Annotated in this window: 8 protein-coding genes; 2 read left to right on the top strand and 6 right to left on the bottom strand. The window is 69.3% G+C overall.

Annotated features, from left to right (window positions below):
* On the bottom strand, window positions 1-2582 hold a 2582-nt coding region (locus I5G_RS03270), incomplete at its 3' end, for a transglycosylase domain-containing protein (RefSeq protein ID WP_022877778.1).
* Window positions 2583-2691: 109 nt separating this feature from the next.
* Between I5G_RS03270 and I5G_RS03265 the strand changes: the two genes are divergently transcribed.
* A complete protein-coding gene (locus I5G_RS03265; RefSeq protein ID WP_026095616.1) occupies window positions 2692-2910 on the top strand; it encodes a hypothetical protein in 219 nt (72 codons plus the stop codon).
* Window positions 2907-3374: a RidA family protein gene (locus I5G_RS03260; RefSeq protein ID WP_022877776.1), complete on the top strand. Its 468-nt coding sequence runs from the start codon at window positions 2907-2909 to the stop codon at window positions 3372-3374. Before I5G_RS03265 ends, I5G_RS03260 begins: the two co-directional genes overlap by 4 nt.
* A gap of 23 nt (window positions 3375-3397) precedes the next feature.
* On the opposite strand, the gene I5G_RS03255 is transcribed toward I5G_RS03260, so the two are convergent.
* The 5 genes from I5G_RS03255 to I5G_RS03235 form a co-directional block, all read right to left on the bottom strand.
* Complete coding sequence (locus I5G_RS03255) at window positions 3398-4573, bottom strand: bifunctional 2-methylcitrate synthase/citrate synthase (RefSeq protein ID WP_026095615.1); 1176 nt, start codon at window positions 4571-4573, stop codon at window positions 3398-3400.
* 2 nt (window positions 4574-4575) lie between these two features.
* Window positions 4576-5493 (bottom strand): methylisocitrate lyase, encoded by a 918-nt coding sequence (prpB, locus tag I5G_RS03250; RefSeq protein ID WP_022877774.1) that lies wholly within the window; start codon window positions 5491-5493, stop codon window positions 4576-4578.
* Window positions 5493-7019, bottom strand: a complete 1527-nt coding sequence (locus tag I5G_RS03245) for an MmgE/PrpD family protein (protein ID WP_022877773.1) — start codon at window positions 7017-7019, stop codon at window positions 5493-5495. The genes prpB and I5G_RS03245 overlap by 1 nt, the downstream gene beginning before the upstream one ends.
* Window positions 7016-7678 (bottom strand): GntR family transcriptional regulator, encoded by a 663-nt coding sequence (locus I5G_RS20315; protein ID WP_022877772.1) that lies wholly within the window; start codon window positions 7676-7678, stop codon window positions 7016-7018. The genes I5G_RS03245 and I5G_RS20315 overlap by 4 nt, the downstream gene beginning before the upstream one ends.
* Window positions 7679-7847: 169 nt before the next feature.
* Window positions 7848-9222, bottom strand: a 1375-nt coding sequence (locus I5G_RS03235; protein ID WP_022877771.1) for an acetate--CoA ligase, incomplete at its 5' end; no start/stop codon positions are given.

Here is a 9222-nt window from a genome sequence, read left to right as displayed (position 1 = left end):
TTGTTGTAGCCGGCCGACTTCAGCGCGGCCTGGGCGGCATTGAGGTTCTGGCCGGTCACGTCGGGAACCGTTCCACCCTGGCCGTTGCCGGGGCTGATCGTGATGGTCGAACCTGCCGCTGCCGAACCGCTCGGGCTCTGCGCGGCCACCTTGTCGCCGCCGAACTCCGCGTCCACCGGGTCGCCCACGGTCACGCTGAACCCTGCGCGTTCCAGCGTGCTCGTCGCGTCGTCGATGCTGCGGCCGACCACGTTGGGCACGTCCCGCTGGACTGTCCGCAGCAGGTTCTGCGCGGGGTCGGGGAAGCGGTCGCCGCCGTAGAACTCGTCGGCGGCGCTCTGGATCCTCTTGGCCACGGCGTAGCGCATGTCGCTCAGCTGGTAGCCGTTGGCGTACTTGCCGAACAGGGTCTCCTGTCCACCGTCCCAGTTGCCGACCCAGACCGCGGTCGTCGCGTTGGTCGAGGACTCGATCATCCAGGTCTCGTGGGCCTCGTGCGTGCCCGTCTTGCCGAGGACCGGCGTTCCGTCGTTGGGGTTGGCCGCCTGGCCCGTGCCGCCGCCGGTCATGACGCCCTGCAGGGCGTAGGCCGCGGTCGCCGCGATCTCGGGCGACAGCACCGAGTCGCACGTCCGAGCCGGGATCCGGTGGTCTGCGCCGTCGGCATCCGTCACCTTGTCGATCAGCTTCGGCTGGCAGTGCGATCCGCCGTTGGCGACGGTCGCGAAGGCGCCCGCCATGGCGAGCGGCGAGACGTTGTCGCTTCCGATGACCTCGTTGGCGACGGCCATCTGGATCGGCTTGCCGTCACCGGTCGTGCCGACTCCCATCTTCTTGGCCACGTTGGCGATGTCGCACAGATCGAGCTGGGCAGCCATCGCCAGGTAACCCGTGTTCAGGGAGTCGCGCGTGAAGCGCATCGGCGTCCCCACGTATCCGGGGTTGTTGGCGAAGTTGTTGATCTTGTAGTTGCTGGTGTTGATCCAGTCGTTCCCGCACGAGTTCTTCATGTTCGGCACGGGACCCAGGCGTCCGTTCAACTGCTCATTGAGGGAACGGCCCTTCTCGAGCCAGTCGACGAGCGTGAAGATCTTGAACGTCGATCCCGCGTTGAAGCCGATGGACCCGCCGTTGTCCTTGTCGCCGGCGAAGACGATCGAGCTGTAGGACGGATCGCTCTCGGCCTGCGTCGGGTCCTGCGTGAACTTCGTGTTCTGCGTGAGGGCGAGGACGCGACCCGTCTTCGCCTCGAGCGTCAGGGCGGTGGATCCGAGAGCCAGACCCTCGGTGCTCGCCGGCACGATCTCGTTCATCGTGCTCTGCGCGGCATCCTGTACGCGCCAGTCGAGCGTCGTCTGGATCGTCAGACCGTCCTGGCGGAGCGCGCGCACGCGGTCGTCGTCTTCGGTGCCGAACGCGGGGTCGCTGAGGATCTGCCCGACGACCAGCTGGCAGAAGTACGGCGCCTTGGAGGCTCCACAGCCCTGTTCGGTCGGCGTGATCTGCGGGGTGATCGGTTCGATCGCGTACTGCACGTACTGCTCGTGCGTGATCTTGCCGTCGGCTTCCATGCGGCTGAGGACATACAGCTGACGACCCTTGGTCTCGCTGTAGCCGTCGGCGGCATTGACGAGCTGCTCCTGCGTGATCTCACCGTTGTCGCGCAGCGTGTAGAGGGCTTGGATCGTGCTCTGGTCGACGTCGTCGATCGAGCCGTCGGCCTTCTTGTTGTAGGTGGTCCCGTCGTCGTCGACGATGGATCCGCCTTCACGGTCGATGCGGAAACGGTTCGGGTTCTGCACCATGCCGGCAAGGATCGCCGACTGGCCGATGTTCAGCTGCGAGGCCGGGACGTTGAAGTAGTACCGCGCGGCGGCGTCGATGCCGTACGTCACCCCGCCGAAGTTGGCGATGTTGAGGTAGCCGAGGAGGATCTGGTCCTTGGTGTACTGCTTCTCGAGCTGCACCGCGTACCGCATCTCCTGCAGCTTGCGCTGGTATCCCGCGGTCCCCTGCGCCTGGATCGCTTCCTCCGCGCACGCCTGCAGTGCCTCGTCGCGGGTCATCGCGGGAATCGCGGGCGTGGTGTCGGTGGCCTCCACGGCGTCGGTCGCCTTGGCGTCGCGCTCGCAGCGCTGGACGAGCACGTTCTTGACGTACTGCTGGCTGATCGAGGAACCACCCTGAGTCTCGCCGCCGGCGGCGTTGCTCAGCAGTGCGCGGGTGGTGCCGATGAGGTCGACCCCGCCGTGCTGGTAGTAGCGCGGATCCTCGGACGAGAGGATCGCGTCGTACATCACCGGGTTGATCTGGTCGAACGTCACGGGCGAGCGGTTCTGGTCATAGAACTTCGCGAGCACCTGATCGCCGGCCATGAGCGTGGTGGGCAGCATGAGCTGGTCGGGCTGCAGGTAGCTCGGCATGTTGTCGAAGATCGTGATCGCGCTCGACGCGGCAAGGCCCGAAACGGCGATCGCCGGGGTCACTGCCGCGGTCACGAGGACGCCGGCGGCCGCGCTCAGGCCGACGAGACCGACGATGCCGCCGAGGGCGCCGCTGGCCGTACGTTTGTTCTCAGGCATAGGCTTGATGCTAAGCGACGTTGCTGGGCGATGCCTCGAAGGCGTGCGCTCGCACGCGTCCGCGTCCACCCTCTCGCTCGACCGCCGAGCCGACCCGCCGGGAGCCCCGATGACCACGTGGGAATACCTCACCACGCCGCTGCTGATCCATAACACCGCCGCGATCCTCAACAACTGGGGCAAGCAGGGCTGGGAGCTCGTCCAGGTCGTCACCGGCCCCGAAGGCGGCCTGGTGGCGTACTTCAAGCGCCCCGTCGGCGGGGGAGAGGCCAACGCAGGCCTCGGTGCCGCCGCGACCGCCGCGCGCCAGTTCGAGGGTCAGCAGTGAGCGTCGCGGAGCGCCTCGCCGCGCTCGGTGTCGAGGTTCCCGGCGTCGTTCCCCCGGTCGCCGCCTACATCCCCGCGAAGCGCCACGGCGACCTCGTCCACACGTCCGGTCAGCTGCCGATGGTGAACGGGTCGCTGCCCGCGACCGGCAAGGTCGGCGAGGGCGAAGGCCTGGTGTCCCCGGCGGATGCCAAGACCTACGCCCGTCAGAGCGCCCTCAACGCCCTCGCGGCCGCCGCATCGCTCGTCGGTGGCGTCGACAACATCACCGGTGTTCTGAAGATCACCGGGTTCGTGGCATCCGTTCCCGAATTCACCGGCCAGCCCGGCGTGATCAACGGGGCGAGCGAGTTCCTCGGCGAAGTGTTCGGCGAAGCCGGCGCGCACGCGCGCTCGGCCGTCGGCGTGCCCGTGCTCCCGCTGGACAGCCCGGTCGAGGTCGAGGTCGTCTTCACCGTCGCCTGACGGGCCGCCGCGCGGGCGGGGCGCTACTGCGCCTCCGGCTCGCGTTCGGCGACCTCTCGCTCGGCGTCGGTGGCCACGTATCCCTCGATGTGCCGTTCGTCCACGCCGGCGTAGGCCGACAGCGGACGGATCAGGGCATTGGATGCCGCCTGCTCGATGATGTGCGCCGTCCACCCCGTGATGCGGGCGGCGACGAACAGCGGCGTGAAGGTCGGGGTGTCGAATCCGATGAGGTGGTACGCCGGACCCGACGGGTAGTCGAGGTTCGGGTAGATGCCCTTGCGTTCGACGAACTCGGCCTCGAGCGCGTCGTACAGGGCGGCGAGGTCGTGGGCGTCGTAGTGCTCGACGAGCGTGTCGAGCGCTGCTTTCATCGTCGGGACGCGCGAGTCGCCCTTCTTGTAGACGCGGTGGCCGAAGCCCATGATCTTGCGCTTCTCGGCGAGAGCCGTGTCGAGCCACGGCCCGACGTTCTCGGCGGAACCGATCTCGTCGAAGATGTGCATCACGGCTTCGTTGGCGCCGCCGTGCAGCGCGCCCTTGAGCGCGCCGATCGCGCCGACGACGGCGGAGTAGAGGTCGGCGGTGGTCGACGTGATCACGCGCGCCGTGAAGGTCGATGCGTTGAACGAGTGCTCGGCGTACAGCACCATCGACACCGCGAACGCGCGGGCGACGATCTCGTCGGCCTCCTCGCCGAACGTCATCCAGAGAAAGTTGCGCGAGTAGTCGAGGTCGGCCCGCGGGTCGACGATCGCCTCGCCGCGACGGCGTCGCTGGTCGTAGGCCACGATCGCGGGGATCTTCGCGAACAGCAGCTTCGCCTTCGCGAGATCGGAGGCCGCGGAGTTGTCGGCGACCTCGGCCGCCGGCGCGAGCGCCCCGACCACCGACACCGCGGTCCGCACGACGTCCATCGGGTGGGCGTCGAGCGGCAGGAGGTCGATGGTCGTCCGGACGGCGTCATCGAGCGCGCGATGGGACCGCTCGAACGCCTCGAACTCGCGCAGCTCCTCGCGGGTCGGCAGTTCACCGTTCCACAGCAGCAGGGCCACGGCCTCGAACGACTGCGTCGCGGCGAGCTCCTGCACCGGGTACCCGCGGTAGAGGAGGCTGTTGGTCTCGGGGTTGACCTTGCTGACGGCGGTGTAGTCCACCGTCACCCCGGCCAGGCCCTTCTTGATCTCGACGTCGGTCATGCTCACTCCTTCGTGGCTCGGCTGTCGGCGACCGTGAAATCGAACACGCTCGCGTCGAACCGCGTGTAGTGCTCGTAGTCGATGAGGTCGTACAGGTCGGCGCGGTGCTGCATCTCGCCGAGCTGGTCGCGGAGATGACCCGCGGATGCCAGCGCGTCCAGGCCGCGCTCGGCGGCGCCCATCGCGAGGCGCAGGAGCGACACGGGCCAGATGACCATGTTCACGCCGACGTCGCGCAGCTGATCTGTGGAGAAGAGGTCGGATTTCCCGAACTCGGTCATATTCGCAAGGATCGGAACGCCGAGGGCTTCGCGCATGGCGGCGAACTCGCCGAGGTCGCGCATCGCCTCGGGGAACACCACGTCCGCGCCGGCGTCGACGAGGGCCTTCGCGCGGTCGATCGCGGCATCCAGTCCCTCAACCGCCCGCACATCGGTCCGCGCGATGACGAGGAAGTCCGGGTCGCGGCGGGCATCCACGGCCGCGCGGATGCGCTTGATCGCCGTGTCGGCATCCACGACGCTCTTGCCGTCGAGGTGGCCGCAGCGCTTCGGGTTGACCTGGTCCTCGATGTGGGCGCCGGCGAGTCCCGCGTCCTCGAGCGTCTGGATCGTGCGGGCGACGTTCATCGGCTCGCCGAAGCCGGTGTCGGCGTCGATGATCGCCGGGAGCTCCGTCATGCGCGCGATCTGCTGCCCGCGGCCGGCGACTTCGGTGAGCGTCGTGAGGCCGATGTCGGGGAGTCCCAGGTCGGCCGAGATCACGGCGCCCGAGATGTAGACGCCCTCGAAGCCCTTGCGCTCGATGAGGCGTGCCGAGAGGGGGTTGAAGGCGCCCGGGAAGCGGACGAGTTCGCCGGATGCCAGCTTCTCGCGCAGCGCGCGGCGCTTCTGCGCCGGAGTGGTCTGGGCGTACAGCATCAGAACAGGCCCTTCGGCGCCGGGGCGAGAGCCAGGACGCCCGGCTTCGCGACGATCGTGAGCTGCTGCACCTCGGCCGGGGTGAGCTCGGGCAGCCGCTCGGCGAGGCCGAGGAAGCGCTCGATTTCCTCGGGCGTCAGCACGGGCTCGGCGAGCAGCCGGAACTTGCGCACGTAGTCCTCGCGGGCGAACGGTCGCGCGCCGAGCGGATGCGCGTCGGCGACGGCGATCTCGTCCTCGACCACCGACCCGTCCGTCAGTGTGATGACCACGCGACCGCCGAAGGCCTTCTCGTTCGGTTCTTCGGAGTGGTAGCGGCGCGTCCACTCGGCATCCTCGGCCGTGGTGATCTTGTGCCACAGCGCGACTGTGTCCTCGCGGCCGGCCCGCTCGGGTGTGTAGGAGTCGACGTGGTGCCACGCCCCGTCCTGCAGAGCCACCGCGAAGATGTACGGGATCGAGTGGTCGAGCGTCTCGCGCGACGCGGTCGGGTCGTACTTCTGCGGGTCGCCCGACCCCGAGCCGATCACGTAGTGCGTGTGGTGGCTGGTGTGCAGGACGATGGATGCCACGTTCTCCGGGTCGCGCAGTTCAGGGCGTTCCGTGCCGAGGCGGCGTGCGAGGTCGATCCACGCCTGCGCCTGGTACTCGGCGGAGTGCTCCTTCGTGTACGAGTCGAGGATCGCGCGCTTGGACTCGCCCTCGGCGGGAAGCGGCACGTCGTAGGTGGCATCCGGGCCGCCCAGCATCCAGGCGATGACGCCGTCCTCGCCCTCGTAGATGGGGGAGGGGCTGGTCTCGCCGCGCATCGCGCGGTCGACGGCTTCGACCGCCATCTTCCCGGCGAAGGCCGGGGCGTGCGCCTTCCACGTCGAGATCTCGCCCTTGCGGGACTGCCGCGTGGCGGTGGTGGTGTGGAGGGCCTGGCCGATCGCCTGGTAGATCGTCTCCTGATCGAGGTCGAGCAGGGTGCCGATGCCCGCGGCCGCGGAGGGGCCGAGGTGCGCGACGTGGTCGATCTTGTGCTTGTGCAGCGAGATCGCGCGGACGAGGTCGATCTGCACCTCGTAGGCCGTCGCGAGCGCGCGGACCACCGCGGCGCCGTCCCGTCCGGTGTGCTGGGCGACCGCGACCACGGGCGGGATGTTGTCGCCCGGGTGCGAGTACTCCGCGGCGAGGAACGTGTCGTGGTAGTCCAGTTCGCGGACCGCGACGCCGTTCGCCCACGCGGCCCACTCGGGGCTGGACCGACGCTCGATCGCGCAGCCGAAGATCGTCGCTCCGACGCCGCCGATCGAGACCGCGTGGTCGAGCGCCTGCTGGCGTGCCGCGCTCACGGGCCGACGGGTGAGCGAGGCGGCGGCGACCGCGGCGTTGTCGATGACGCGGTTGATGATCATGTCGACGACGTCCGCATCGACCGCGACCGGGTCTACGGCGATGCGTGCCAGGGCCCACGCGAGCTGCCCCTCGCGCGCGAGGTTCTCGTCGCTGCGGTGCACGCGGAGGTGGTGGGTGATCGTCATGCGAGGGCCTTTCGATGGGGCGAGGGCGCGGCGTCGTCGAGGGACTCGAGGATGCTCGTCAGGGCGTTGTGCAGGTGCACGTGGGTGGCGTGCGCGGCGAGATCGGCGTCGCTCGCGGCGATGGCGGCGGCGATGAGCCGGTGCTCCGCGACGGAGGCGGAGAGCCGCTCGGGCTGGTCGCGGGCGAGGCGGCGCACGCGGACGAGGTGGGTGCGGACCGTGCGGAGAGCCGCGGTGAGGTAGTCGTTCGCGGCGGCAGTGTCGAGTGCCGCGTCGAAATCGGCGATGAGGCGGTAGTAGTCGTCGCGCGCCTCCTCGCGGTCGAGGTGCACGTCGTCGAACGCCGCGGCCAGCGCGGCGAAATCGGCCGCGCGGGGGGACGCGGACGCCAGGCGCACGGCGGTCTCCTCGAGGGCGCGCCGCGCGACGAACAACGACCGGATGTCACCCGCGTCGACCGCGGTGACGACGGTGACCCGCGGGGAGGTCTGGGTGACGAGCCCGTCGGCGGTGAGGCGGGCGAGCGCCGCGCGGAGGGGCGTCCGGCTCACGCCGAGGCGGGCGGACTGCTCGACCTCGCCGAGGACGGTTCCCGGCGCGAGCACACCGGTCTGGATGTCGTCGAGGAGCACGGAGTACGCGCGGTCGCTGGCCCGCATGGCATCCCTCCTCGCCGTTGATCCCCTCAGTGTATACACAAAGGGCGAAGAGATGCGCAAGAGACCTCGCGATTGCGCGCAGCGTATACAGATGCGCGAAACGGCGAAGGTCCCGGATGCCACGCCGGCGGCATCCGGGACCTTCGACGGGGAGGTCAGTGCGGGCGACTCACTTCACCTGGGCGCTGATCACGCTCATGACCGCCGTGTCGGCGAGGGTGGTGGTGTCGCCGACCTCGCGACCCTCGGCGACGTCGCGGAGGAGGCGGCGCATGATCTTGCCCGACCGGGTCTTGGGCAGCTCGCCCACGATGTAGACATCTCGCGGACGGGCGATCGGGCCGATCTGCTCGCCGACCCACTTGCGGAGGACGTCGCCGAGTCCGTCGACTCCGTTCTTCTTCATGTAGCGGCTCTTGATGATGACGAAGGCGACGACGGCCTGACCGGTGGTCTCGTCGGACGCGCCGACGACCGCGGCCTCGGCGACGCCCTCGTGGCCGACGAGGGCCGACTCGATCTCGGCGGTCGACAGCCGGTGGCCCGAGACGTTCATGACGTCGTCGACGCGACCGAGCAGCCACACGTCGCCGTCGTCGTCGAGGCGGGCGCCGTCGCCGGCGAAGTAGTAGCCCTTGTCGGCGAACTTCTCCCAGTACGTCTCGACGAAGCGGTCGGGGTCGCCCCAGATCCCGCGCAGCATCGACGGCCACGGCTCGGTGATGACGAGGAGTCCGCCGTTGCCGTGCCCGACGGGTTCGCCGGCGTCGTCGACGACGTCGATCGAGATGCCGGGGAGCGGCACCTGCGCCGAGCCGGGCTTCGTCTCGGTGACGCCGGGGAGCGCCGAGATCATGATCGCCCCGGTCTCGGTCTGCCACCACGTGTCGACGATCGGCGCGCGGTCGGCGCCGATGATGTCGCGGTACCAGATCCACGCCTCGGGGTTGATGGGTTCGCCGACCGATCCGAGCAGGCGCAGCGACGACAGGTCGAAGCTCTGCGGCACGTCGCGGCCGATCTTCATGAACGACCGGATCGCGGTGGGCGCGGTGTAGAAGACGGTGACGCCGTGGTTCTGGATGAGCTCCCACCAGCGTCCCGGGTGCGGGGTGTCGGGGGTGCCCTCGAAGAGGAGTTGCGTCGCGCCGTTGGCGAGCGGGCCGTAGGTGACGTAGGTGTGGCCGGTGATCCAGCCGATGTCGGCGGTGCACCAGTAGACGTCGGTCTCGGGGTGCACGTCGTGGACGACCCGATTCGTGAACGCCGCCTGCGTGAGGTAGCCGCCCGAGGTGTGCAGGATGCCCTTCGGCTTCCCGGTCGTGCCCGAGGTGTAGAGGATGAACAGCGGGTTCTCGGCGGGGAACGCTTCGGCCTCGTGCTCGGCCGAGGCCTGCGGCACGACGTCGTGCCACCAGATGTCGCGGTCGTCGATCCACTCGACGTCGTTCTCGCCGCGCTTGACGACGAGGACGTGTTCGACGGTCTCCTGGATGCCGGACCCGTTGCGGTCCGCGAGAGCTTGGTCGACCGCGGGCTGAGGG

The organism is Microbacterium sp. B19 (assembly GCF_000333395.1).
Lineage (GTDB): Bacteria > Actinomycetota > Actinomycetes > Actinomycetales > Microbacteriaceae > Microbacterium.
This window is presented reverse-complemented; position numbering and strand designations above follow the sequence as displayed.